Below are 23,749 nucleotides of genomic sequence, written 5' to 3'. Positions count from 1 at the left end.
TTGGCACCTGACCACCAGAGTAGCTGTTCAGGCCTGTGCCAGAGCGCCCAGAACGGACTTCAAGAACCCGGTCAGGTCGTCGGTAACGAAGTCAACGTGTGGATAGGGATCGCCTTCCATGTCCCAGCTATCGCGGAAGAGCTCTCTGGAGCCGGTGGGAACGATCAGAGTTGTACACATGCCGAGTTGGTGCGGCACTTTCAGGTTCTTTGAAAGGTCCTCGAACATGGCCGAGCGCGCAGACGAAACGCCGGTTCGCGCAAGAAACTTGTCATAGGTTTCCCGGTTCGGTTTCGGGATCAGATCCGCTGACACGATGTCGAAGATGTCTTCAAAATGATCGGAAATGCCGAGTGCGACCGCGGTACGCTCCGCATGCGGACGGTCGCCGTTGGTAAAAATGAATTTCTTGCCCGGCAGCGCTGCAATCGCGCGGCCGAGTTCCGGGTTCGGTGCCAGATTTGAATAGTCAATGTCATGCACGAAGCGGAGATAGGCATCGGGGTCGATGCTGTGTTCGCTCATCAGGCCCCGCAGCGTCGTTCCATGTGCGTGATAAAGCGCTTTCTGGTGCGCCATGGCCTCTTCGCGCGGGAGCCCCAGGAGGTCTTGTACAAATTGAGCAATCTGTTCGTTGATTTGCGAGAACAGGTCCGCATCATGGGGATAAAGCGTGTTATCGAGATCAAAGATCCAGGCTTCTACTCCCTTGAAGAGGCGGAGGTCATGACGGTGTGCGTGCGAGCCCTCATGGGGCAGGGGGCGTTTTCCCGTCACGGTATGATCAACGTCCCGGCGCCGGCATCGGTGAACAGCTCCAGAAGCACCGCATGTGAAACCTTGCCGTTCAGGATCACAACGCCTTCCACACCCTGGTCAAGCGCTTCAATACAGGTCTCGACCTTGGGGATCATTCCACCCGATATCGTGCCGTCCGCAATCAGCTCACGGGCATTGGCAACGGTTAGTTGCTTGATGAGGTTGCCATCCTTGTCGAGTACACCTGGAACATCTGTCAGGAAAAGCAGACGCGTGGCATTCAGGGCCCCTGCGATAGCTCCTGCGGCAGTGTCGGCATTGATGTTGTAGGTCTCTCCGTCATCACCCGGTGCAACCGGTGCAATAACCGGAATGATATCTTCCTTGAGGACCAGTCTGAGCACCGTCGGATTGACATCTGCCGGTTCGCCGACAAAACCCAGATCCACAACGCTTTCAATGTTGCTGTCAGGATCGACCACGGTTCGCTGCAGCTTGCGTGCCGTCACGAGGTTTCCGTCTTTGCCGCACAATCCGACAGCCCGGCCACCTTCGGAATTGATCATCTGAACGATTTCTTTGTTGATGGCACCGGCCAGCACCATTTCAACAACTTCAACCGTTGCCTTGTCGGTGACCCTCAGGCCGCCCTTGAATTCGCTGACGATGTTGAGCCTTTGCAGCATCTTGCCGATCTGCGGCCCGCCGCCATGAACCACGACCGGGTTGACGCCTGACTGGCGCAGCAACGTGATGTCGCGCGCAAAAGCCTGGCCCAACTCTGGATCACCCATGGCGTGGCCGCCGTATTTCACGACAACGGTCTTGTTGTCGTAGCGCTGCATATAGGGCAGCGCGTGAGCAATAATGTGGGCGCGGTTGGCGGTTTCGGGGGTGGTCATAGGTGTGGAATACTCAACAACTTCTCGGAACGGAACGCGAAGGATCCCTGCTATAGCCGGTTTGCCCGGTGTTCACAATCATCAGCTCCGAGTGCTTTGCGGCACAATGGAGCTGTATCTATTGATTGGCCAGCAGGCAGAGTTCGGCGCGCAGCTTATCGATCCCCTGGTTCTTTTCTGAGGATGTCGCGATGATTTGCGGGTGCGCTGCAACGCGTTTTGCAAGGGCGGCCTGGGTGTCGGCGATCAGACGTTTCAGCTGTGGCGGCTTGATCTTGTCAGCCTTGGTCAGAACCACCTGATAGACGACGGCTGCCTTGTCGAGCAGGTCCATCGCTTCAAGGTCGTTTTTCTTGTTGCCATGGCGGCTGTCGATCAGCAGGATGACCCGGCGCAGGTTCGGGCGGCCCCGGAGGTAGGAAAACACGAGGTTGGTCCAGGCTTCGACAAGCTCCTTGGGAGCCTGCGCATATCCATAGCCGGGCATATCGACGACGGTCAGCGGCGTGTCCGGGGCGACAAAGAAGTTGAGCATCTGGGTTCGCCCGGGCGTTGACGATGTCCGCGCCAGTCCCTTGCGTCCGGTCAGGGCATTGATCAGGCTGGACTTGCCCACGTTGGAACGTCCCGCAAATGCAATTTCCGCTTCTGCCGCATCCGGCAGATTGGCCATGTCTGTCACGCTGGTCAGAAACTCCCAGGGGCGGGCAAAAAGCAGTCTGCCCGCCTCCAGGTCTTCAGGGGAAAAGTCTTGTTCGTCTGTCATGACGGGCCTTCTACCCTGCTTCAGCTGCCACGTCGAGATCACTCTCAGGCTCGCACTCAGCGCGCTCCAGGGCGGCAATGTCGGCACCCCAGATGGCTTTCAGGTTCCGGCTGATCTTGGCTATCGGCCAGTTCCACCAGGCAATCTCCAGCAGCCGCTCGATTGTTGCCTCATCGAAGCGAAGTTTGACGATGCGTGCAGGATTGCCGACCACGATCGCGTAAGGGGGGACATCCGATGCGACCACGGAATGAGCGCCAACTATGGCGCCAGAGCAAATTGTGACGCCTGGCATAACAGTGGCATTGGTGCCGAACCAGACATCATTTTCAACGATCGTATCGCCGCGCAAATGATCGAAAATACTGCCCGGTTCGAATTGCCCATGCCAGGCATCGTCAAAGATGTGGAAGGGATACGTCGAAAACCCGGTCATCGCGTGGTTGGCGCCGTTCATAATGAAAGTGGTGCCCTGTGCAAGCGCACAGAACCTGCCGATTTTCAGCCGATCACCAATGAATTCAAAGTGGTACTGTACATTGCGATTTTCAAAATCGGTCGCATCTTCAGCATCATGATAATAGGAATAATCGCCGACTTCGATATTCGGACGCGTGATCGTGTTTTTAAGGAAAACCGTGTGCGGTTCGCCCTTGAACGGATGAAGAGTATCGGGGGACGGGCCGTGCATGTGACCTCCAATTGGCAAGAAATCAAGGGAAGAGAGAACTGCGCTGTTTGCGCGGACGACCTGCCGGCCGGCGACTTCGCCTTGTTGGTCAGGTCTTGCTTCATCGGATCATTGGTCGATGCACTCCTCTAGGAACAAAAAAGGCCCCGCCAGTTGGCGAGGCCTTGGTGTTTAGCAGTTCAACCTGGGCTTGTCAGCCCCTCTAGCTCTTGTCGTTTGCAGCCGGTTTCTTTTTCTTGAACATGGAACCGAGATTGTCCCAAAGCTCTACCTTGGCACCTTGCCTGCGCATGATCACATATTGCTGGGCAATCGAGAGCGAGTTGTTCCAGGCCCAGTAAATCACCAGGCCGGCCGGGAACGACGCCAGCATGAAAGTGAACACCACAGGCATCCAGGTGAAGATCATCTGCTGCGTCGGATCGGGCGGAGCCGGGTTCATCTTCATCTGAACGAACATGGTGATGCCCATGATCAGCGGCCAGACGCCGAGCATAAGCAGCTGCGGTGGATCCCAGGGGATCAGTCCGAAGAGATTGAACAGGGAAGTTGGATCAGGCGCAGAAAGATCCTGGATCCAGCCGAAGAAGGGCGCATGGCGCATTTCGATCGTGACGAACAGGACCTTGTAGAGCGCAAAGAACACCGGGATCTGGATCAGGATCGGCAGACAGCCTGCCAACGGATTGATCTTTTCCTGCTTGTAGAGCTCCATCAATGCCTGCTGCTGCTTTTGACGATCATCCGCGTATTTTTCGCGGATTTCCGTCATCTGCGGCTGAACAAGCTTCATTTTGCTCATCGACACATAAGACTTGTTGGCGAGCGGGAAGAAGACCAGTTTGATCAGAACCGTCACCACGAGAATAGCCACACCGAAGTTGCCGATCAGGTGGAAGAAATAGTCGATGGCAAAGAACATCGGCTTGGTCAAAAAGTAGAACCAGCCCCAGTCGATCAGAAGCTCGAACTGCTTGATGCTGAGGGCTTCCTCGTAAGCATCCAGAAGCTTGGTCTCCTTGGCACCTGCAAAGAGATAGGAACTGGTTTCTCCGCTGCCGCCTGCGGCAACAACAACACCATTGCCGAGATAGTCAGCCTGGAAATTGCCGGTTGCAGGTGAATGACTGAAGCCGGGTTGGAATTCCTGACCCGGGACGGGAATCAGCGTTGCAGCCCAGTACTTGTCGGTAATGCCGAGCCATCCCTGGTCGACTTTGGCCGGACGGACAGAGCCTTCGTCCTCAAGGTCGGAATAGTCGACTTCCTGAAGGCCTTCTTCACCGAAGACCCCGAGAAGACCTTCATGCAGGATCCAGATGCCGCTGGTTTCCGGGATGCCGTTGCGGGCAATCAAACCATAGGGATAGAGCGTGACCTCTGTTGACGAGGCGTTCTCGACGGACTGGTCGACGGTGAACATGTAGTCCTCGTCCACCGAATAGGTCCGCTTGAAGGTCAGGCCTGAACCATTGTCCCACGTGAGTGTCAGGGGCGTGGCCGGCGTGAGAGACGCGGAGCCCTCTACGGACCAGAGTGTGTCGGGTCCAGGAAGTGTGACCTCGGCACCTGGATCGGCGACCCATCCATAGTCGGTATAATAGGGAGTGGGGCTGCCCTTTGGTGAAAACAGCACAATGGTTGGGCTGCTTTTGTCGACTGTCTCGTGATAATCCTTCAAACGCAGGTCATCCAGTCGTCCACCGGTCAGACTGATCGACCCTTCAAGGCGGGGTGTGTCGATGACCACGCGCTGGGACGCGGCAAGGGCCTGGTCGCGATTGGCGAAGTTGACTTGACCGCCCGCTGTTTGGCCCGGTGCTGTGGTACCTGCGCCCGGGGTCGCCGTCGACGGTTGCGGTGCATCCGGATTGACGCCGGTCGCTGTCGTCTGGCTTGTGCCTTGTGCGCGTTGCTGGGCTTCAAGATCTGCCTGTTGGCGTTCTTGATAAGGCACGGCGATGAACATCTGCCAGCCAATCAGAACAATCAGGGACAGAACGACCGCGAGAATCGTATTTCGGTTATCTGACGTCAACTGGAGTTACCCCTGTTTCCTGCGCGATGTCGTTTGCGCTTGCTTTGGTCCCCGGCGCGGCTTTCCCCGTCCGCGTGGCGTCCCCGGATCCAAGACTTGGCCTAGGCCAGATTTAAGGTCTGCAACGAGATTTTGAAAGGGAAGAGTGAGCGCACTTGAGCGTGCAACCAGCACAAAATCGGCGTTTTGCGGAATTTCTTTGGTGTCGAGCTCGGCAATGGCCGCCCTGAGGCGCCTTTTGATCCGGCTGCGTGCGACGGAATTACCGGTTTTCTTCGTGACCGTGTAGCCCACGCGCGGCGCATCATTGCTCTTTCGTTCCAGCCCCTGAACGACAAAAGCGCGCCGACCCAGCCGGCCGCCTTTGGCGACCGCCAGGAATTCGGAGCGCTTTTTAAGTGTGTCCATAGCCGCGGATTGGTGTTGGCAGACGCCGCCAACCCGGCGCGCTGCGGGCAGGGTGCCGGTTAAGCGCTAAGGCTCTTGCGGCCCTTTGCGCGGCGGCGAGCAAGCACCTGACGACCGTTTTTGGTGGCCATACGTGCGCGGAAGCCGTGGCGGCGCTTGCGGACAAGACGGCTCGGTTGATACGTACGCTTCATTGTTCTTCCCCGCGCGGCTTACTGCGCGGCCCTTGTTCATTTATAAATTCTATGGAGGAAGCACTCGAAGCGCTTGAAGAGCGCGGCTCTATAAGCCTTGGGTCCGAATGCATGTCCCGATCGAGCGCGCTTATACGGTCCATGCAGCCGCAAGTCAACTTTGCGTGTCAAATTTCTGAAGAAATTCACCCGATCACTTACAGGTGAACCGAACGCGGGAAAGCGTCACTTATCGGTGATACACGCTTCTTTTTAGAAGATTTAAGGTACATCTGCATATCTAGAACATGTCACGGGCAAGAGCCCACCAAAAAAGATAAAGCAGGAATAGGTAGGTATGTCGGGGGACGAGGCCAAAACGATGACTGCAGAAAAGGACCAGGACCCGCCCGTCGTTGCATCGGCGGATCGTTCTGTGTTCGCATCCGTCAAGAGATGGCTTCCGGTTGCCGTGCTCGTCGGGCTGATGGTGCTGGCATTTTCACAAGGGCTGCACAAGCAGCTGACCTTGTCCAACCTGATCATGGAACGGCAGGAGCTTGCGGCCTATGTTGACCAAAACATCGTTCTGGCGATTCTCGCCTATGTCGCGATCTACACCATCGCCGTTGCGCTTTCCTTTCCCGGAGCGTCACTTCTAACGATTGCCGGCGGTTTTCTGTTCGGTTGGATAATCGGCGGTTTTGCTACTGTCTTTGGCGCCACGGTCGGTGCCTGTGCACTGTTTCTTGTTGCCCGTTCGTCAATAGGTGAGGTTCTGACCAAACGCGCGGGGCCTTTCTTGTCGAAACTTGCCGAGGGGTTTCGCAAGGACGCGTTCAATTACCTCCTGTTTCTGCGGCTGACACCCCTGTTCCCGTTCTGGCTGGTCAATATTGCTCCGGCGATCTTTCAGATGGCTTTGCCGTCCTATGCGCTGGCGACATTCATCGGCATCGTACCGGGCACTTTCGCGTTTGCCTTTATCGGGTCCGGGCTGGACAGCGTCATTGAAGCGCAGGAGGCAGCAGATCCCGGCTGTGCCGCCGCCGGAACATGCCAGGTTGACATATCCGCACTCGTGACACCGCAGTTGCTTGCCGCCTTTTTCGCCCTCGGACTGGCCAGTCTCATTCCCGTTGCCATGAAAAAAATGCGTGCGCGGTGAGAAAGCGTTTCAGTGAATGAAAGCGGGCAACAAATGAAAAATCGAACCAGGTCTTTCAATCATGCCGTTTGGTTCGCGCTGAGCGCCAAGTAGTCGGCCAGATCTCCCTCACCCTAGCCAGGGCAATAAAAACTCAATTAAATGGATACTGTTATGGCGAATGTGCTGACCCCGGATATTTGTGTGATCGGTGCCGGTTCCGGTGGCCTGTCGGTTGCGGCCGCGGCAGCTGCGTTCGGGGTCGAAGTTGTTCTCATCGAAAAAGGATTGATGGGCGGCGATTGCCTGAATTATGGCTGCGTACCCTCAAAGGCGCTGATTGCCGCTGGCAAGGCGGCGCAGGCAACCGTCAAGAGCGAAAAATTCGGCATTCATGCCGGCAGACCTCCAGCCGTTGAGTTTGCCGAGGCGAACGATCATGTCCGGAGTGTCATCGCCGCCATCGAACCGCACGATTCGCAAGAAAGGTTTGAGGGCCTCGGTGTCACGGTTCTGCGTGAAGAGGCAAGTTTCACTGCGCCTGACACTGTTGTTTCAGGCGAGACGGAAATCAAAGCGCGCCGTTTTGTGGTGGCGACCGGCTCGAGCGCACTTGTGCCTCCGATCCCGGGTCTTAAAGACGTACCCTACCTGACCAATGAGACACTTTTCGAATTGCGGGAAAAGCCGGATCATCTCGTCATTATCGGCGGTGGCCCGATCGGGTTGGAAATGGCTCAGGCACATAGGCGGCTGGGCGCGAAGGTGACTGTCTTTGAGGCTGCAAAGGCGCTTGGCAAGGATGATGCGGAACTTGCCGGGATCGTGCTGGATCAGCTGAAAAGAGACGGCGTCGAGATCCTGGAAGAAACAGCAGTAGAAGGTGTTTCCAAGACGGCCGCCGGCGTTACGGTAAACGGCAGGACAAAATCGGGCGAGGATGTTGAGGTTTCGGCAAGCCACTTGCTTGTTGCCGCCGGTCGTCAGCCGAATGTCGACGGTCTTGGGCTGGAACAGGCGGGAATCGATTTTGACCGGCGCGGTGTCAAGGTTGACAAGGGACTGCGCACCTCCAATCGCAGAGCATATGCAATCGGTGATGTCGCCGGCGGACTGCAATTCACCCATGTGGCTGGATATCAGGCCGGACTTGTCATTCGATCGATCCTCTTCAGGTTGCCGATTGCCATGAACGATGATGTTGTGCCCTGGGTTACCTACACCTCTCCGGAACTCGGTCATGTCGGCCTGAGCGAAGCTGACGCGCGCAAGAAGCACGGCGACAAGGTCAAGGTGCTCACAGCAGACTATGACCGCAATGACCGGGCTCTTGCCGAGGGGGAAACAATCGGAAAGCTCAAGCTGATTGCCGGACCTAGCGGACGGCTGCTGGGTGCCGATATCGTCGGTGCCCAGGCTGGGGAAATCGTCAACCTTCTTTCGCTGGCAGTGTCAAAAAAGATGGCGATGAAAGATCTTGCCGGATTCATCTCGCCTTATCCGACCCTGGGGGAGCTGGTGCGCCGGGCTGCAATTTCCTACTATGCGGATGCACCGAAAAATGTTTGGGTGCGCCGCGCAATCGGTTTGCTGCGCAAATTTGGATAATCGATTGCCGCAAGGGCCGCGTATTGGCCGACGAGTTTGGGAAGATCAGACATGAAGCATGAGGGCGCACCGCAAGGGTCGGTTGTCCCATCCAAAGATGAAGCCGGTTCTTCCGGCCAGAGCGATCTTGTCGGTCGCTATCTGTTCGGCGGCCTTTCGGGCAAGCTGTTGATGATGACGGTTCTCTTCGTCATGCTCGCCGAGGTGTTCATCTATGTGCCGTCAATAGCAAACTTCCGCAACACCTGGCTGATGGACCGGCTGACCACGGCGGGCGTTGCGGCCTCCGTTCTGGCTGAAACCAACACAATCGCACCGCGGCTTCAAGAAGAGCTTCTGCGAACGACAGGCGCTGTTGCGATCTCGCTCGACCAGGGCACACGCCGCAGCCTGATTGCGATGAGCGACGTACCCGGTGACGTCGATGTCGTCATCGATATGGCCAACGTGACCCCGTGGGCCTCCATTGTCGGCAGTTTCGAGGTGTTGTTCTATCGCGGCGATGGTGTCATGCGGGTCATTGGTGCCGGGCAAATGGGGCATACCGAGCGTGTCGACGTCGTGCTGCCGATTGCGCTTCTTCAACAGGACATGCTGGCCTTTTCAGGACGCATTCTGGCGCTGTCTCTGGTTATCTCCGTCATTACGGCCAGCCTTGTATACATCACGCTGCGCGCACTCTTCATCAGACCGCTGCGCCGGCTGACACAGTCCATGGAACGGTTTGCCGAAAGCCCTGAAGACAGCTCGCGCATCATGCGTATTTCAGGCCGTCGCGACGAACTTGGTGACGCGGAAATCCGCCTTGCCGCCATGGAAGAAGCCCTTTCAAGAGCGTTGCACCAAAAACAGCGTCTTGCCGATCTTGGTCTCGCGGTTTCCAAAATCAATCACGATCTGAGAAACCTGCTGGCGTCAGCGCAATTGTTCCTGGAGCGCCTGGAACATGTACCCGACCCGACCGTCAGCCGGCTTGCGCCCAAGATCCTGGCAACGCTTGATCGTGCTGTCGGTTACACCCAGGCAGTCATGTCCTACGGCAAGGCCCAGGAAAGGGCTCCGCAACGCAGGCTCCTGGCATTGCAGCGGGTAGGGGATGATGTTGCCGACGTCCTCGGTCTGGTGGATCACGAGAACGTGGCCTTTGAAAACAAGGTGCCGGTCGAAATCGAGATCGACGCGGATCCGGAGCAGATATTCCGTGTTCTGCTCAACCTTGTCCGCAATGCAGTACAGGCCCTTGAAACCGAAAGAGACGAAACGCTGGTGCGGCGGATCACGCTGGAAGCCGAGCGAAGGGGAACCTGCGTTCATGTGACTGTATCCGACACTGGTCCCGGTATCCCGAACAACATCAAATCAGCGCTCTTCAAGGCATTTCATTCAGGCTCCAAGCAGGGAGGTATCGGGCTTGGTCTGGCAATTGTCGCTGAGCTTCTGAAAGCCCATGGCGGCAAGATCAAACTCGATGAAACAAGGCCCGGCACTTGTTTCTATCTTGAAGTGCCTGATCGCTCTATCTGAGAGGCAGGCTGTGCACAATCCTTGGCTTTGAGCAGTGGATCGAAGGAAATCAAGGGCTTTGCTGAATATGTGACAATTCCTTGAAAAAAGTTCAAAAAGGTCCTTGCATTCCCCGTCTGTCCGCAGTAGGTAAGCGCCCTGTCCGGAGCACACAAAGCGGCCCCGAACACCGCAAGACGATCATCTGAAAGTGCCAGTCTGGCCGATGATGCGATCTTCGCCCTATACGCACCGGTAGCTCAGCTGGATAGAGCACCAGACTACGAATCTGGGGGTCGGGGGTTCGAATCCTCCCCGGTGCGCCATATTTACCAATGACTTAGCCTGTGGATAATTTTGTGTTCTGGATGGTGGCGTCCAGCTCACGTCCAACGCCATGCACGGCTTCTTTGCGACCGAAACCTCGCTCAATGCGAACCTGATGTCGCTTTGGCGGCAGCGTGTGAGACCGCTTTGCGTTCTTTTCGATCACAGAACGTAGACATCGATAGTGACGGGTTTGATGATGGTAGCGGCGGACCGCTACCGCCGTTGCACTCGCCAAAGCGAATTGTGCTTCATGTTGCTTGTCTCTTTTCGCAAACTATTGGACTTGAACAAGAAATGGATCAGGTCTTAGATTTTACTACCATTAAGCCAAACGCATTGCAGTGGCCGCGAGCACGAAGCCGAAAGCCAAAGCATTCTGGTTGCAGGCAAATGCGGACCGCTTTGCATCCAGAAGCATTTCGTCAGCAAGGATTTCACTCTGATTTTGCGGGTTCCCGCAAAAATACTGCGCGCTTGGCAGTTACAGACTTCTCTGACGTCGCATAACCCAGTGTAGGGCTGTCGAAAAAGTAAAAGAACGAGAGACACTCAGAACACGCCAGTTTTAGCCATGACTGGGCGGCACATTGCGTGGCGCGTCCCTTTGAGTTTTGGGATCGTACGCGAAATTGAATGCCCCTCGGCCCATTCTCTCTGAGGGTCAGATCTCTAATAATTCGGCAAGAGGACAGTTTGAAACAGAACACCTTCTATGCACAAATAGCAGCACCCGAGAAGGGAGTATCTGCACTTATGCCGAATGCTGGGGAAGCTCTGGATTGTTTTCTGTCGATTGCACAAGCTATCGCCGGGCAAACCGAGTACGAACTGGTATTGCAGAATTTCGCCAGTCGGCTGCAAGCGCTGATCACGCATGACCATCTCGACATTGTGTTGCTGCACTCATCGGGCACACAGATGTGCTACGAAGCGCAGATCCGCACGGCGTGGGGCGACACGCAAGACCCTGCGAAGCCGACGGAAGAAAGCCCGATCCGGGATGTTTTGCGCGGAAACACCCCCTATATTCTCACCGATGATGCCTGGACTGACTCGCGTTTCCATTTCGAAGGGTCTGACAGCAAACCCCTGTTTGATGCCAATCTGCACAGTCGAATCGTTGTGCCGCTTCGGGTTCAAGGGAAACTAATTGGATCGCTTGCGATCTCAAGCCACAAGAGGAATTTTTACAACGAAGAACTTGTGGTTCTAGCGCAGGGAGCCGCGGATCTGGTTGCGGCTTTCCTGTTCGCGCTGGAGCGCGCCAAGGAGGCCAAAGATTCCGCCCTATCCGAACTGGAAGCGACAGGGCGGGAGCAAGCTCTGCGATTGGGCGCGCTGCGGCTCACTGAAGGTATGGAACGTGAGCGCCAACGTCTTGGCATGGACTTGCACGACCAAACGCTGGCCGATCTGACACGCATTCGCCGTCGCATGTCTCGGATCGATGGAGGGTCCATTGCCGCGCAGAAAGAGATCAATGCCCTGCAAGAGGAACTCGACAATTGCCTTGATGAGATACGCGGCATCGTCGAAAATATGAAACCGGGCGTTTTGCAGCTTTTTGGGTTCAGCGAAGCTGTCGAAGCACATTTGCAGCGTTGCCAAAAACAGATATGCCGTCAGATCGCGATGCATGTGCATGACCGGTCCGACGGCGAAATGGACACCCTACAGGATACTGTTCGGACGGCCATGTTTCGGATCGTGCAGGAGGCTGTAAACAACGCATTGAACCATGCAGAGTGTGATTCAATCGATGTGTACATTGCACGGGTCGGCGCCAAGATGGTTGTTGCGATTGAGGACAGCGGTACCGGAATTTCCGAGCCGGATTTGGCGTCCGAGAGAGGAATTAGCAATATTCTAACGCGAGCTAATCTGATTTCGGCAAATGTGCAGTTTGAGCGATTGCTGAACCCGACAGGTACACGAGTTCAAATCACGGTGCCCTCGGCTGCTGGCAAAACGGACCGCGAGGGGCCGGTGCTATGATCTTACATTTCAATTTGCAGGAACGACTATGCGTCTCTTGATAGTCGAAGATGACAAACTGCACCTTGCTTTTGTCGAGAAGGTGGCGCGGAACACCTTGTCGAACCTGGATGTATTGGCCATGGCTGAGGATGGTGCCGAGGCAATTGCTGAGTTTAACGCGGGTGAATTTGACTCAGTTGTGCTGGATCTGCAGATGCCACGTATGACCGGTGTCGAAGTAGCGAAGAATATTTGGGCCAAGAAACCCAGCACCAAGATTCTGTTCTGGTCGAACTACACCGAAGAGGCTTACATTCGCGGCATTACGAAGATTGTGCCCGGTGCTGCCGTTTATGGCTATGTGCTGAAATCCGCCCCGGCGGAGCAGTTGCAACTGGCCTTGCAGGGGGTTTTTGTCGCTGAGCAATGCGTTATCGACCGCGAAGTGCGCGGGGTGCAACAGAGAGCGAGCGACCGGCTTTTGGGGCTAAGTGAACTTGAATACGAAGCGCTGGTGGACCTCTGCCTTGGCCTGACGGACAAAGCGATGGCCGCACGCCGCAATGTGTCTTTGCGTGGGGCCCAAAGCCGACTTCAGCATCTCTATCAGAAACTTGGCCTGGACAAGAGTGATGCTCCAACCGGAGATTGGGGCCCAACTTTCAACTCTCGAACGAGGGCTATTTCCCTTGCCTTTACGCAAGGCATTTTGAATACAGATGCCTTGCGTAAAGAAGAAGAAAACCTGCGCGTTTGGATGGGCCGTCACCAAATTTAGCCAATTAATCTTAATATCTTGCGGGAACCCGCAATTCTCTTGTGTGTCTCCGCTCAATTGTTGCGTGTGCCGACAGATACTCACGTCTTCCAACACCCTAAGCTTATCTCAGCTACACCAAGGCAGACCGCGATTGAACGGCTGCGAGCCCAACGGAGGACACCGATGCCGTTTGTGAATATCCGGATCGTGAAACAAGTGATTGAACACGACCGAGAAGCGATCAAAGCCAAAGTGCAGTCGGCTGTAACGGACTCGATCTCCGAGGCGGCGGGAATTCCGAAAGAGAACGTCTGGGTAACCTTTGACGAGGTTGATGAGACAGATTGGTTTGCGGGCGGACAGCGCGTCAGGGAACTGAGGGCCGGTTCGTGAGTATCGAGATACGCAATGACTGGATGAACGACATAGTCGATCCTGGCGCGACACTCGAGAAAGTTGCGACGGGTTTTCTGTTTACCGAGGGCCCAATATGGCATCCGGTAGAGAAGCATCTGACGTTCTCCGACATACCTGGCAACGAGATGTTTCGCTTGAGCGGGGACGGCAAAGTGAAATCATTCCGCAAGCCAAGCAATATGGGAAATGGCAACACCTACGACAGTGAAGGTCGCATTCTGACCTGCCAGCATGCCACCAGTTCGGTAACGCGAACCGAAATCAACGGGACCATCACGACGCTGGCAACTCACTTTGACGGCAAGGAGTTGAACAGCCCGAATGATATCGTGGTGCGCAAAGATGGGCTGATCTATTTCACCGATCCGACCTACGGTCGCATGGACTTTTTCGGTGTCAAGCGAGACGCCGAAATGGGCAGGCAGGGCGTTTATTGCGTGACACCCGACGGAAAGACCATCACCCAGTTGGCCGATGATTTCGCCCAGCCCAATGGACTTTGCTTCTCGCTCGATCAGAACACGCTTTACGTAAACGACACCGACCGTAAACATATCCGTACATTTGTCATTGCCGAAGATGGTTCGGCTACAGGCGGTGACGTTTGGGTTGAGGTCAATGTCGGTGAGGGCGAAGGTCATCCGGACGGAATGAAGATCGACAGCAAGGGCAATGTCTATTGCACCGGTCCCGGTGGGGTTCATGTGATTGCACCGAATGGCGCAACACTCGGCGTCATCCGAATGGAGGAGTTCACGGCAAACTTCGCCTGGGGCGGAGTCGATCTGACAGACCTCTATTTTACGTCGTCCACTTCACTGTATCGCATAAAAGTCAAAACTCCGGGGCTACCGCTGTTTTAAGCGGCTTCGGTTGAGCGACAAACGCATGCGCTCCGCTTGGCGGTCAGAAAACGATCAACAGCAACCCTCAGGTCGGACAATTGTCTGACATCCAGCAACAGATGTTGCGGAATGTGTCCTCCCTAATTTGCATTCCGAAACTCTGTTGCTGGAAGAAGTCTTAACAACTCCAGTGCCTTGGCGATCACGCTCAGAAGAGCACCACTTGACCTTATTCTGCGTCAGGATGGCTAAAGCACCGCAGAAGTACGAGAAATAGGAGACCCCAATGGCGCATGTCATGCCAGACCTGTTCAAGATTGATGTGAAAGGTCATGCGGTGACTCATGCCCGGACCGAAATGGTCGCACGCGGGAAAGTTGTCACAACCGACGAGCCTCCAGAGCGCGGCGGTACTGATCTTTTCGCGACACCGCTGGAAACCATGCTGTCTTCCTTTCTGGGCTGCACAAATGTGATCGCAAACTATGTAGCAGGGCTGCTGAGGATTGAACTGCGGGGCATGGATTTGGAAGTTTGCGGACACTTCGATACGCGCGGCGTATTCGGAAAGGCGGAAATTGGATCTCCATTTCCAGTTATCGAGCTTAAAGTGATCCTAGATACCGACGCGAGCGACGAGGAAATCGCTGAGCTGCAGCGGATCACAGGCGAAAAGTGTCCGGTTTCGGTCCTATTTCGTCGTGCTGGCTGTACAATCAGGGAGAGCTGGACGAGAAAGTGAAAACTATTCCAGCGACAGCCTTTCAGAGCATCCTTCCAGGAGCTCAGACCTATCATCGGCGGTGCGATCGAGTGACGCTGCTTGACACCGCTCGCTAGTGTTTGATTGCATTCCTAGTGTGCGTCTGCGGATGTGCTCCCCAACGGTGCGGGTTTCCGCAAATTCAGGGCGTGATCCCCCATACCCGTGTATTGCGGTCAAAGGTTACCAATTACTCAGCGGCCAGACCAGTCAAGCGACAATCGACGAGGAGGAGACTGTCAAGGGTCGCTGGATTGCCTTTACGGGCGCCTGCCCTTGGTCGTGGCGACCGAAGAGTAACAATGGGAGAAAAACTGACATGAAATTCATCAAAACGCTATGCGCGAGTGCGCTGGTTGCAACCTCTACGCTGACCATCCCGGCACCCTCAATGGCAGAGGAAATCAACCTCACATATCATGCGTTTACCGGGCAAGGCCCGTCAAACCTCGCAACCCGTTGGTTTATGGACGAAGTGGAAAAACGCACCGATGGCCAAGTGAAGTTCAACCGAATTTTCGGCGGTCCTCTTGGCAAGCTTTCTGGCCAGCCGGAAAACATCAAGGTTGGTGCGTTCGATATGGGCGAGTTCTCTCCAGTCTATAACCCGGGCATCTTCCCGCTGGCGAATGTAACATCGCTTCCGTTCATGACAGACAACCCAATGGCCCACGCTCAGGCCGGTCATGAGCTCTTCAAGACGCCGGCGGTTGAAGCAGAATTCACTGCGATGAACCAAAAGTATTTGTTTCCGGGCCAATGGGGTTCCATCCAGCTGCTTTCGCACGATCCGATCCGCACAATCGAAGATTTGAAAGCGGCCAAGGTCCGTGCGCATGGAGGTGCCGCTGAAATTCTGAAACAGCTGGACATCACCGTCTATGGCATCCCGTGGGGTGAACTGCCGGCGGCAGCTGAACGCAAAGTTGTGACGGCCGCAATCATTGGTTCGCCAGCCGATGCATATGCTTTCGGGTTCGGAGAAATCTTTAGTTACTGGGATGACGTGGATTGGTTCTACTTCCCAATGCCAGTCTCCATCAATCTTGACACTTGGAACGCGCTTCCGGCTGATGTTCAGGCTGTGATGGAGCAGGTTGGCAATGAAACGGTTGCTCAGGCCCGTAACCTTCTGGAAGAAGCTGAAGTAGAAGCCCATGCAGCATTGATGGAGATGACCGAAGTCGTGAATCTGAAGCCTGCCGAACAGGCCAAGATGGATGCGGTGCGCGACTCTACTTGGCAGAGCTGGGCCGATGCACGCGAAGCTGAAGGCCTTCCGGGCCAGGCTGTTCTAGACAACTTTATGGTGATCCTGAAAAAGCACGGCGGCTAACATCTAGACCGATCAGGGCCCGGGCTTTCTTCTAATCATCAAATGCGCCGCTCAAGACAACTGCACGGGTTGTGGGCGGCGCAACAATATCAAGACACTACAGAAACATTCGGCAGACTGTAAGCTCGGCACACGCAATGTGTGACTGATTGGTATTCTATTTTTTAAGGGAGGGACGTGTCGATGGCGAGTCTAGCCTGCAGCGGCATATGGCTACAAAGCAAGCTGGAGGAAATTGCTTGCTATGTGTCCGCCATGGCCGTCGCGACGATGATGACAATAACCGTACTCGAGGTTCTGGCGAGGTCGCTGTTCAAAGTTAGCGTGCCAGGTTCCTATGAGTATGTCAGCTTGATGTTTGTCTACCTGATCTACCTGGGGCTGGGGTTTTCCCAACGTCGGGACGCGCATATCACCGTCGGTATCCTCTATGACCATATCCCCCGCAGTGCGCAAAAGGTTGTCCAGGTCATCTATCTGCTCGTTGCTTGCCTGTTCTTCGCGGCGTTGACGTGGACGAGTGCAGTATCGGCCTGGAATGCCTATGCCATGGGCGACACGGTCCTGGGCATTATTGAAGTCAAAACCTGGTGGGCCCGTGCCGGAATACCGGTTGGCCTAGGGCTGTTTTCACTGCGATTTCTGATCCAGTTGATCAACCTGATCGCGCACGACGTGCTGCTCGAGGAAGCCGCAGTAGGTGAAACTGCACTTCAAGCGCCCGTCAAAGATGAGAAAGTAAAATGATAGAGTCCCTTCAGTTACCATTCGTTATCGGTATGGTGGCCGTTTTGATGGTATTCCGTGTTCCGGTAGGGATTGCTCTGCTTTTGTCCGGTGCCATGGGATTTGCCTTCATTCGCGGCACCATGATCACGCTCGACACAATCGGAAGCCGGTTGTTCGACATCGGGTCGGGGTACGCACTGAGCGCGGTGCCTCTGTTCCTTCTTATGGGCCATGTGGCGGCCAAAGCTGGTATCACGCAGGACATATACAGCGCCGCGCGCGCCTGGCTTGGGCATCTAAAAGGCAGTGTGGTCTTTGCAACCACGGTGGCCGCGGTGGCTTTTGCCGCCTGTTCGGGGTCCACTACGTCGTCGACCGCAGTGTTCGGGCGGGTGGCGATACCGGAAATGCTGCGCCTCAATGTGAATCGGAAGCTGGCAGCGGGGTGTGTTGCAACTGTTGGCACGCTCGCAGGAATGATCCCACCCAGCATCAACCTCATTGTTTATGGAATCATCGCACGGGAATCCATTCCGAAATTACTGATTGCCGGGATAATCCCCGGCTTGCTGACGGCCTTCGCCTATCTTGTGATGATTTACATCCGCGTGAGCCGCAACCCTGAAATGGCACCCGCACTTCCAAAAGCCACGTTACAACAACGGATGAATTCGCTGAAGGGTGTCTGGAGCTTTTTGACCCTTGGGAGTGTTGTGATTGGCGGTATCTACGCAGGGATCATTACACCGACCGAAGCAGGGGCCATCGGTGCCGTAGGGGCTTTTCTGATCGCCTTGTTACGCAAACGGCTGTCTTTCTCCGTCCTCCGGGAAGTTTTTCTCGACACGGCACAGACGACGTCCGTGATCTTCATCATCCTTGTCGGCGCTTTGATCTTCTCCTCGTACCTTGCGGTCAGTGGAGCATCAGGGGCTATTTCGGCGTACATTATTGGCCTTGACGTGCCGATGATGGGGATCGTCTGTATTTACGTGCTTCTGCTGCTGGTGCTGGGCTGTATGGTCGACCCGGTCTCGGTGATGTTTCTGACTGTGCCGATCTTCGTGCCGCCGTTAGTTGCACTTGGTGCCCATCCCATCTGGCTCGCAATCGTGATCGTCAAAACGCTGGAGATTGGTCTGATCACACCTCCTGTCGGTTTGAACGCGTTCGTGCTGAAAGGTGTCGTGCCATCATTTTCGCTGAGGGAAATCTTCGGTGGGATCTGGTGGTTCCTTCAAGTGGAGGTTCTCACTTTGATCCTGATCCTGTTCATACCTGCGATCGCGACGTTCCTGCCGGAGTTCGCATTTGCCAAGTAACAAGGCATCGTGCACGTTTCCATTCCAGTTGGCCAACCAACTTGGATGGATCCGTTCAGTTCTATGGGTTGCATCAGTTACAGGTCTCGTTTGACGCGGCGTTTCTCTGCTCGGCCAGACGACAACCACGCTGTCGCTCTTCGTCACGCTCATGGCCTGGAACGATTTCACCTATCTTTTGCTGTTGCTGACTTCTGCAGAAATGTACGCGGTCATGGTAAGTGTTATCGGTTCTTGGAAAATCTGAATGTGCAACAGGACATTTTGTTCCCTACCGCGGAGCTCGGCTCCGCACCGTTGTTGGGACTGTTTCTCATATTCCAGCGCAGGATCGTGTCGGGTGTTACGGCGGGAGCAGTGAAATGAGCAAAACGCTTTCCGGACGCACCGTCATCGTGACCGGCGGTGGCGCAGGTATCGGGTTCGGCATCGTCCGGCAATGTGTTGCGGCCGGTGCGAGAGTTGTCGCATTCGAGATCGTTCCTGCCAGAGCCCGATGGATAGAGGCCGAAGGCGCAGAAATCCGGGAGTTGATGTTTCGGATGCAGAGCGCCTTGCCGGGGCCATCTCCTCTCTGTGCGAGGAATCCGGGCCCGTCAGCGGTCTGGTCAACAATGCCGGTATCACGATCCAGAAACCGATTGAAATGATGACTGTGGAGGAGATGGACCTCCTTTGGAATGTAAACCAGCGGCCGGTTCTCATTGCGGCGCAGGTTGTCGCGTCTCACATTGCGAAGGCCGGAGGAGGGGCGATCGTCAACATTGCCTCCAATCACGCAAGGGCGTCCGATCAGGGCTATGAAGCTTATGCGGGGACCAAGGGTGCGATTGTTGCCATGACACGCGCGCTGGCCTGGAGCCTCGGCCCACGGAAAATAGGCGTCAATGCGCTCGCGCCGGGGCTGACAATGACAGAGGCGGTGTCCAAGGTTGCTGGAGAACCTGGCCGCGAGGCAAAATTCCGTAGCTGGCATGCCATGGGTGAGGTCAATTCGGTGGTTGATGTCGGGAAACTAACCACCTTTTTGCTAAGAGACGCGGAAATTGTCGCCGATCAGGGCATGTCCGCAAGGCTGGGCGCGATTTAGAACGCGGCCTGATTTAAGAGAGTGTGACCTAAACTTCCCTCGATTCCAAAACGGAAAAGGGCAACTGTAGACTTAGCCAATGGATGGTTCAGCAGCTTGACCGGTGCTGCGTTTATTGCTGAACCCGACGAAGCGATGATTGTTTTTTGAAATCGCTTGGGCTCATTCCGACATGACTCCGGAAACACTTGTTGAAGTGGGAAAGCGATCCGAAGCCGCTCTCCATCGCGATGTCCAGGATGTTGTCCCCTTCTCCCAGCAGCAAGGATTGTGCATAGGAAAGCCGCAGCAGTTTGACGTAGTTGTTCAACGTCATGCCGGTGGATTTCTTGAAAACGCTCATGGCGTACTTGGGATGCAGGTTGATGTATTCTGCAATCGTTGCCGGATCGATATCCTCTCGGAAATTCCGTGTAATGAACTCCAGCATCTGTCCGAGTTTTTCGAACCCCATAGACCCGTTTTCTTCGGTCTGAGATCCCATACGCTGACCCATTTCGATAAGATTGAAACTGTCCAGGGGAATGCGCTCCAACCGCAAAAGGAGTTCTTCTGCTGCAATAAACTTCTTCCTGTCGTCGTCGGAGCGAAGGTAGGAACACCAGCGCTTGAAGACGTGAATATCTTCTGCCAGGGCGTTTGAGGTAATCAGGGCCGAACCTTGCATGAGAACTTCGGTTATCTGGTCAGGAAGCCGGAGGCGGAAAAAGTGAACCAGCGGGAGGTGGATGGCCTCCATCTGACTGTCAACGGTGCAGTCGGTCAATCGGTGAGGAAGACCACCCCAGAAGAGGGCAATGCAGCCACATGGAATCGTCCATTCAACATCGCACATCTCATACGAAACCTCGCCTTGCGAGACAAAGTTGATTTCGATCTGAGCGTGCCAGTGCGGTGTTGCCATGATCTTTGGCGATCCCCTCCCAAGGACGATCTCGTGTGGCAGCTTCTCCACGAGACTTCGCTTGGGATCCCAAAGATTTTTGGCGTCTATCTTACTGACGGACAAGTTTGTCTTCCCTATGTCCAAGACGGCCCTCCCATGTGCGCGTATCTTGGAAGAATGAGGTTAACACAAGTTCGAGCGCCAATGGGAGGAGCTTCAAAAATGAAAAACCGATTGATTGCCGCAACTGCGATTTTTGTATCCACGGTGGGCATTGCAAAAGGTGAGCCCACAGATATATCCGTCTGGGCATGGGGGGTCGCAGCAAGCAGCCTGGAATCGACGCTCGAAGGTTTCAATGCCGTTCACCCTGATATCACGGTGAACATCGAGCAGTTGGGATATGCCCAGGTGAAAAGCCGTGTTCTGGCGGCCTGCGCAGCCGGAGGGACAGGGCTACCTGACGTGTTCCAGTTCCAGAACATTGAAATGGAACTGATCACCGCTCAGTTTCCGAATTGTGCCACCGATCTTGCCGAGCTTGGTTTCGGCAATGAGGATCGCGAGAAGTTTCCCGAATTCAAGATGGCAGCCCTGAAATCGGGCGACAAAATCCATGGAATGCCCTGGGACACGGGGCCCGTTATGATGTTCTATCGTCGGGACATGTACGACAAGGCGGGCGTCGATCCCGACACGATCAGCACCTGGGACGATTTCGTCGATGCCGGCAAGAAGATACAGGCCGCCAACGAAGGCGTCGTCATGACAAACGACAACCTGAATGGCGGTGCCGAGTGGTTTCGAATGATCGCCAACGAACAGGGATGTGGTTACTTCTCCAGTGATGGCGAAACCATAACGATCAACAAACCCGGGTGCGTTGCCGCGCTTGAGGTACTCAAGACAGTGTCGGACGAAGGGCTGTTGACTGCCGGTGATTTTGGCGAACGTCTCCAGAATGCAGCCGCCAATGCCGTTGCCACACAGATGAATGGCGCTTGGTTCGAAGGGTCCTTGCGAACAAATGTTCCCGAAGACCAGTCGGGATTGTGGGGGATGTATTTCATGCCGAGCGTCACCGAGGGAGGCCCCCGCGCCGCCAATGTCGGCGGGTCACTGCTTGCCATTGCAGATTCCAGCAACAGCAAGGAAGCGGCATACGAGTTCGTGAGCTATGCCCTTGGCACAAACGAGGGGCAAGTGACCATGCTCCGCGAATTCGGGCTGGTTCCGTCTCTCTTGAGTGCCTTGGATGATCCCTATGTTGGCGAGACCAGGGAGTTCTGGGGCGGTCAGAAGATCTGGCAGGACGTATTGTCTTCGCTCGACCGGATTGTGCCGGCCGTCGGTACCCCGTTCTTCGGCGATGCCGACCAGGTCATGCAGGCAACACAGATTGCTTATCTGAACGGAGAATTCCGAACGGCGAAGGAAGCGCTTGATGATGCGGCACAGCAGATCAGTTTTTCAACCGGATTGCCGATAGCCGAATAGCGCGATCGGTGCAGGCGTGGGCGGCAAGTCCTTCCGCCGCGCACGCCTGCGAAAATTCAACCTGACTGTCCCGGTGTAAGAATGCGTCTTCGAACAACGACCGCCTATGGATTTCTGCTGCCTTACCTGGCGATTTTTGCCGCTTTCTGGCTCTGGCCGATTATCTATTCGTTCTATCTTTCGTTCATGTCGACGCGCCGCTTGCCCTGGAGCTTCAACCCGGACATGACCTGGGGCCGAATCGTTCAAGATCCCGCGTTCTTCAATGCGCTCGGCAACACATTGACGATACTGCTCATTCAGGTGCCAGTGATGATCGCGCTCGCGACAGTTCTGGCTGTGCTTCTCAATTCCAGACTGCTTATGGCGAAAGGGTTTCTCCGTTTCGCCTTCTTCGCACCTGTCGTGATCGGCGAAGCCGCTTATGCCGCCGTGTTCCGTTTGATGTTCAATTCGGAATTCGGGATCGTCAACAAAGGCATTGAAGCGGTCGGATTGCCCGGCGTCCAGTGGTTTGGAAATCCGGATGCAGCCATGGCTGTCATCATCATCGCGGTAACGTGGCGATGGGTCGGTTACAACGCCATCATCATCCTGTCCGGGCTGCAGTCAATTCCAGAAGACGTTTATGAGGCGGCCAGACTGGACAATGTCTCGCCCCGTCAGCAGTTCCTCTACATAACCTTGCCGCTTCTCCGGCCGGTCATCGTGTTCTGCCTGGTTCTGTCGGTGATCGGCTCAATGCAGCTGTTTGCCGAACCCTATCTGATCACCAACCAGGGAGGACCGGGTGGGGCAACTGAAACACTGGGCCTGTTCCTCTATCGGCAAGGGTTCCTGAATCTCAATTTCGGCTACGCATCGGCCATCGCCTACACCATTGCAGCGCTCGCAGTTGCGATCTCACTGCTCAATCTGTGGCTCGGAAGGGAGCGCACATGACCAACCGTTCCAGTTTCGTGAACCGCCTGATGCTGCACGCGTTCCTCGTGCCCTTGGCGATCATCTGGCTTTTGCCCGTCTACATGATGTTTGTCTTTTCAACGATGGGGGACAGTGCTGTCTTTAGCCACGAAATTCTTCTGTGGCCCGGAACCCGTTTCCTGGAAAACCTTAGAGATCTTGAAACCGATACCAAATTCTTGCGCACCCTGTTCAATTCTATTGTTGTCGGACTGATCTACACGGTGCTCTCCGTTGCACTGACTGCAATGGCCGGCTGGGCGATCGCGCGCTACAGGTTCCATGGCAAGATTGTGATATTGGGGCTGATCCTGGGCACCATGACGTTGCCGTTCTTTGTGGTCGTCATTCCGCAGTTCATCATGGTGGCGCGGGATTTCGGCCTTTCGAACACCTGGGTTGCACTGATCCTGCCACCGCTATTCAACTCCCTGGGTGTTCTTTTCATGCGGCAGGCTTTCAGCATGCTGCCCGAGGACCTTTTCGAGGCCGCTCGTGTGGAGGGGGTGAAGGAATGGCAGATCTTTCTCTACATCGGGCTGCCGCTCGCAAGACCGATGATCGCGGCGCTTTCGATAATTCTGTTCCTGCATAGCTGGAACAACTATCTCTGGCCCCTTTTGATCACCAACGACCCGGCCATGATGACCGCACCGGTGGCTCTTGGTTCGTTGATCGGAAACACGGATGTCAGCTGGGGCTCGATCATGGTCGGCGCAGTGCTGCTGACGGCACCCATGCTGGCCGTCTTTGTCTTTTTGCAACGCTACTTCCTGGCAGGCATCACCGCAGGCGCCGTTAAATAGTTGCGTCTGAATTTACCAATCAATCCAAGCATC

24 protein-coding genes and 1 tRNA gene are annotated in these 23,749 nt (G+C 55.3%); 17 read left to right on the top strand and 8 right to left on the bottom strand.

Annotated features, from left to right (window positions below; genetic code table 11):
* Positions 1-27 precede the first annotated feature (27 nt).
* The 7 genes from ACZ1HV_RS10920 to rpmH form a co-directional block, all read right to left on the bottom strand.
* Complete coding sequence (locus tag ACZ1HV_RS10920) at positions 28-777, bottom strand: pyrimidine 5'-nucleotidase (protein ID WP_472718090.1); 750 nt, start codon at positions 775-777, stop codon at positions 28-30.
* Positions 774-1,661 carry an acetylglutamate kinase gene (gene argB, locus ACZ1HV_RS10915; RefSeq protein WP_298821197.1) on the bottom strand — a complete coding sequence of 296 codons (888 nt, stop codon included), beginning with the start codon at positions 1,659-1,661 and terminating at the stop codon, positions 774-776. Before argB ends, ACZ1HV_RS10920 begins: the two co-directional genes overlap by 4 nt.
* 118 nt (positions 1,662-1,779) lie before the next feature.
* Positions 1,780-2,427 (bottom strand): ribosome biogenesis GTP-binding protein YihA/YsxC, encoded by a 648-nt coding sequence (yihA, locus tag ACZ1HV_RS10910; RefSeq protein ID WP_472718089.1) that lies wholly within the window; start codon positions 2,425-2,427, stop codon positions 1,780-1,782.
* A gap of 10 nt (positions 2,428-2,437) precedes the next feature.
* Complete coding sequence (locus ACZ1HV_RS10905; protein ID WP_472718088.1) at positions 2,438-3,118, bottom strand: CatB-related O-acetyltransferase; 681 nt, start codon at positions 3,116-3,118, stop codon at positions 2,438-2,440.
* A gap of 202 nt (positions 3,119-3,320) precedes the next feature.
* The gene (yidC, locus tag ACZ1HV_RS10900) at positions 3,321-5,156 is read right to left on the bottom strand and encodes a membrane protein insertase YidC (RefSeq protein WP_472718087.1); all 1,836 of its coding nucleotides are present in this window, start codon (positions 5,154-5,156) and stop codon (positions 3,321-3,323) included.
* Positions 5,157-5,162: 6 nt separating this feature from the next.
* Positions 5,163-5,564 (bottom strand): ribonuclease P protein component, encoded by a 402-nt coding sequence (gene rnpA, locus ACZ1HV_RS10895; RefSeq protein ID WP_152503451.1) that lies wholly within the window; start codon positions 5,562-5,564, stop codon positions 5,163-5,165.
* A gap of 59 nt (positions 5,565-5,623) precedes the next feature.
* Entirely contained in the window at positions 5,624-5,758 is a 135-nt protein-coding gene (rpmH, locus tag ACZ1HV_RS10890) for a 50S ribosomal protein L34 (protein ID WP_006934271.1), read from the bottom strand.
* A 361-nt stretch (positions 5,759-6,119) separates the two neighbouring features.
* Here rpmH and ACZ1HV_RS10885 point away from each other — a divergent pair, with 361 nt between their 5' ends.
* The 14 genes from ACZ1HV_RS10885 to ACZ1HV_RS10820 all read left to right on the top strand — a co-directional run bounded on the left by ACZ1HV_RS10885 (position 6,120) and on the right by ACZ1HV_RS10820 (position 19,564).
* Entirely contained in the window at positions 6,120-6,905 is a 786-nt protein-coding gene (locus ACZ1HV_RS10885; RefSeq protein WP_472718086.1) for a TVP38/TMEM64 family protein, read from the top strand.
* A gap of 153 nt (positions 6,906-7,058) precedes the next feature.
* Positions 7,059-8,492 (top strand): dihydrolipoyl dehydrogenase family protein, encoded by a 1,434-nt coding sequence (locus ACZ1HV_RS10880; protein ID WP_472718085.1) that lies wholly within the window; start codon positions 7,059-7,061, stop codon positions 8,490-8,492.
* Positions 8,493-8,543: 51 nt separating this feature from the next.
* On the top strand, positions 8,544-10,016 hold the full coding sequence (locus ACZ1HV_RS10875; RefSeq protein WP_298821178.1) for a sensor histidine kinase: 1,473 nt from the start codon (positions 8,544-8,546) through the stop codon (positions 10,014-10,016).
* A 228-nt stretch (positions 10,017-10,244) separates the two neighbouring features.
* Positions 10,245-10,321 (top strand) — tRNA-Arg (locus tag ACZ1HV_RS10870).
* 697 nt (positions 10,322-11,018) lie between these two features.
* Positions 11,019-12,320: a GAF domain-containing sensor histidine kinase gene (locus ACZ1HV_RS10865; RefSeq protein ID WP_472718084.1), complete on the top strand. Its 1,302-nt coding sequence runs from the start codon at positions 11,019-11,021 to the stop codon at positions 12,318-12,320.
* Positions 12,321-12,348: 28 nt separating this feature from the next.
* Positions 12,349-13,080 carry a response regulator transcription factor gene (locus tag ACZ1HV_RS10860; RefSeq protein WP_472718083.1) on the top strand — a complete coding sequence of 244 codons (732 nt, stop codon included), beginning with the start codon at positions 12,349-12,351 and terminating at the stop codon, positions 13,078-13,080.
* Positions 13,081-13,245: 165 nt separating this feature from the next.
* The gene (locus ACZ1HV_RS10855; protein ID WP_472718082.1) at positions 13,246-13,455 is read left to right on the top strand and encodes a tautomerase family protein; all 210 of its coding nucleotides are present in this window, start codon (positions 13,246-13,248) and stop codon (positions 13,453-13,455) included.
* A complete protein-coding gene (locus ACZ1HV_RS10850; RefSeq protein ID WP_472718081.1) occupies positions 13,452-14,342 on the top strand; it encodes an SMP-30/gluconolactonase/LRE family protein in 891 nt (296 codons plus the stop codon). Before ACZ1HV_RS10855 ends, ACZ1HV_RS10850 begins: the two co-directional genes overlap by 4 nt.
* 268 nt (positions 14,343-14,610) lie before the next feature.
* Positions 14,611-15,066, top strand: a complete 456-nt coding sequence (locus ACZ1HV_RS10845) for an OsmC family protein (protein WP_472718080.1) — start codon at positions 14,611-14,613, stop codon at positions 15,064-15,066.
* 340 nt (positions 15,067-15,406) lie between these two features.
* Positions 15,407-16,423 (top strand): TRAP transporter substrate-binding protein DctP, encoded by a 1,017-nt coding sequence (dctP, locus tag ACZ1HV_RS10840; protein WP_472718079.1) that lies wholly within the window; start codon positions 15,407-15,409, stop codon positions 16,421-16,423.
* 183 nt (positions 16,424-16,606) lie between these two features.
* Complete coding sequence (locus tag ACZ1HV_RS10835; protein WP_472718078.1) at positions 16,607-17,170, top strand: TRAP transporter small permease; 564 nt, start codon at positions 16,607-16,609, stop codon at positions 17,168-17,170.
* Positions 17,167-18,474 carry a TRAP transporter large permease gene (locus ACZ1HV_RS10830; RefSeq protein WP_472718077.1) on the top strand — a complete coding sequence of 436 codons (1,308 nt, stop codon included), beginning with the start codon at positions 17,167-17,169 and terminating at the stop codon, positions 18,472-18,474. The genes ACZ1HV_RS10835 and ACZ1HV_RS10830 overlap by 4 nt, the downstream gene beginning before the upstream one ends.
* A gap of 362 nt (positions 18,475-18,836) precedes the next feature.
* Positions 18,837-19,124 (top strand): SDR family NAD(P)-dependent oxidoreductase, encoded by a 288-nt coding sequence (locus ACZ1HV_RS10825; protein WP_472718076.1) that lies wholly within the window; start codon positions 18,837-18,839, stop codon positions 19,122-19,124.
* Entirely contained in the window at positions 19,040-19,564 is a 525-nt protein-coding gene (locus ACZ1HV_RS10820) for an SDR family NAD(P)-dependent oxidoreductase (RefSeq protein WP_472718433.1), read from the top strand. The genes ACZ1HV_RS10825 and ACZ1HV_RS10820 overlap by 85 nt, the downstream gene beginning before the upstream one ends.
* Before the next feature lie 112 nt (positions 19,565-19,676).
* Here ACZ1HV_RS10820 and ACZ1HV_RS10815 read toward each other — a convergent pair whose 3' ends face one another.
* Entirely contained in the window at positions 19,677-20,573 is an 897-nt protein-coding gene (locus ACZ1HV_RS10815; protein ID WP_472718075.1) for a helix-turn-helix domain-containing protein, read from the bottom strand.
* A 99-nt stretch (positions 20,574-20,672) separates the two neighbouring features.
* Between ACZ1HV_RS10815 and ACZ1HV_RS10810 the strand changes: the two genes are divergently transcribed.
* From ACZ1HV_RS10810 to ACZ1HV_RS10800, 3 genes are all read left to right on the top strand, one after another.
* Positions 20,673-21,947, top strand: coding sequence for an ABC transporter substrate-binding protein (locus ACZ1HV_RS10810; protein ID WP_472718074.1), 1,275 nt, complete (start codon positions 20,673-20,675; stop codon positions 21,945-21,947).
* 81 nt (positions 21,948-22,028) lie between these two features.
* A complete protein-coding gene (locus ACZ1HV_RS10805; RefSeq protein WP_472718073.1) occupies positions 22,029-22,889 on the top strand; it encodes a carbohydrate ABC transporter permease in 861 nt (286 codons plus the stop codon).
* Positions 22,886-23,716 carry a carbohydrate ABC transporter permease gene (locus ACZ1HV_RS10800; RefSeq protein WP_472718072.1) on the top strand — a complete coding sequence of 277 codons (831 nt, stop codon included), beginning with the start codon at positions 22,886-22,888 and terminating at the stop codon, positions 23,714-23,716. The genes ACZ1HV_RS10805 and ACZ1HV_RS10800 overlap by 4 nt, the downstream gene beginning before the upstream one ends.
* Positions 23,717-23,749 lie beyond the last annotated feature (33 nt).

The organism is Roseibium sp. JB4-4 (assembly GCF_055693425.1).
Note: the sequence above shows the minus strand (reverse complement) of the source record. Positions and strands in the feature narration are given on the sequence as shown.

Coding starts and splice junctions, on each gene's coding strand:
- argB (WP_298821197.1), bottom strand. CDS start 1,661: ATGACCACCCCCGAAACCGCCAACCGCGCCCACATTATTGCTCACGCG.
- yihA (WP_472718089.1), bottom strand. CDS start 2,427: ATGACAGACGAACAAGACTTTTCCCCTGAAGACCTGGAGGCGGGCAGA.
- ACZ1HV_RS10905 (WP_472718088.1), bottom strand. CDS start 3,118: ATGCACGGCCCGTCCCCCGATACTCTTCATCCGTTCAAGGGCGAACCG.
- rnpA (WP_152503451.1), bottom strand. CDS start 5,564: ATGGACACACTTAAAAAGCGCTCCGAATTCCTGGCGGTCGCCAAAGGC.
- rpmH (WP_006934271.1), bottom strand. CDS start 5,758: ATGAAGCGTACGTATCAACCGAGCCGTCTTGTCCGCAAGCGCCGCCAC.
- ACZ1HV_RS10885 (WP_472718086.1), top strand. CDS start 6,120: ATGACTGCAGAAAAGGACCAGGACCCGCCCGTCGTTGCATCGGCGGAT.
- ACZ1HV_RS10880 (WP_472718085.1), top strand. CDS start 7,059: ATGGCGAATGTGCTGACCCCGGATATTTGTGTGATCGGTGCCGGTTCC.
- ACZ1HV_RS10875 (WP_298821178.1), top strand. CDS start 8,544: ATGAAGCATGAGGGCGCACCGCAAGGGTCGGTTGTCCCATCCAAAGAT.
- ACZ1HV_RS10860 (WP_472718083.1), top strand. CDS start 12,349: ATGCGTCTCTTGATAGTCGAAGATGACAAACTGCACCTTGCTTTTGTC.
- ACZ1HV_RS10855 (WP_472718082.1), top strand. CDS start 13,246: ATGCCGTTTGTGAATATCCGGATCGTGAAACAAGTGATTGAACACGAC.
- ACZ1HV_RS10845 (WP_472718080.1), top strand. CDS start 14,611: ATGGCGCATGTCATGCCAGACCTGTTCAAGATTGATGTGAAAGGTCAT.
- dctP (WP_472718079.1), top strand. CDS start 15,407: ATGAAATTCATCAAAACGCTATGCGCGAGTGCGCTGGTTGCAACCTCT.
- ACZ1HV_RS10835 (WP_472718078.1), top strand. CDS start 16,607: ATGGCGAGTCTAGCCTGCAGCGGCATATGGCTACAAAGCAAGCTGGAG.
- ACZ1HV_RS10830 (WP_472718077.1), top strand. CDS start 17,167: ATGATAGAGTCCCTTCAGTTACCATTCGTTATCGGTATGGTGGCCGTT.
- ACZ1HV_RS10825 (WP_472718076.1), top strand. CDS start 18,837: ATGAGCAAAACGCTTTCCGGACGCACCGTCATCGTGACCGGCGGTGGC.
- ACZ1HV_RS10810 (WP_472718074.1), top strand. CDS start 20,673: ATGAAAAACCGATTGATTGCCGCAACTGCGATTTTTGTATCCACGGTG.
- ACZ1HV_RS10805 (WP_472718073.1), top strand. CDS start 22,029: ATGCGTCTTCGAACAACGACCGCCTATGGATTTCTGCTGCCTTACCTG.
- ACZ1HV_RS10800 (WP_472718072.1), top strand. CDS start 22,886: ATGACCAACCGTTCCAGTTTCGTGAACCGCCTGATGCTGCACGCGTTC.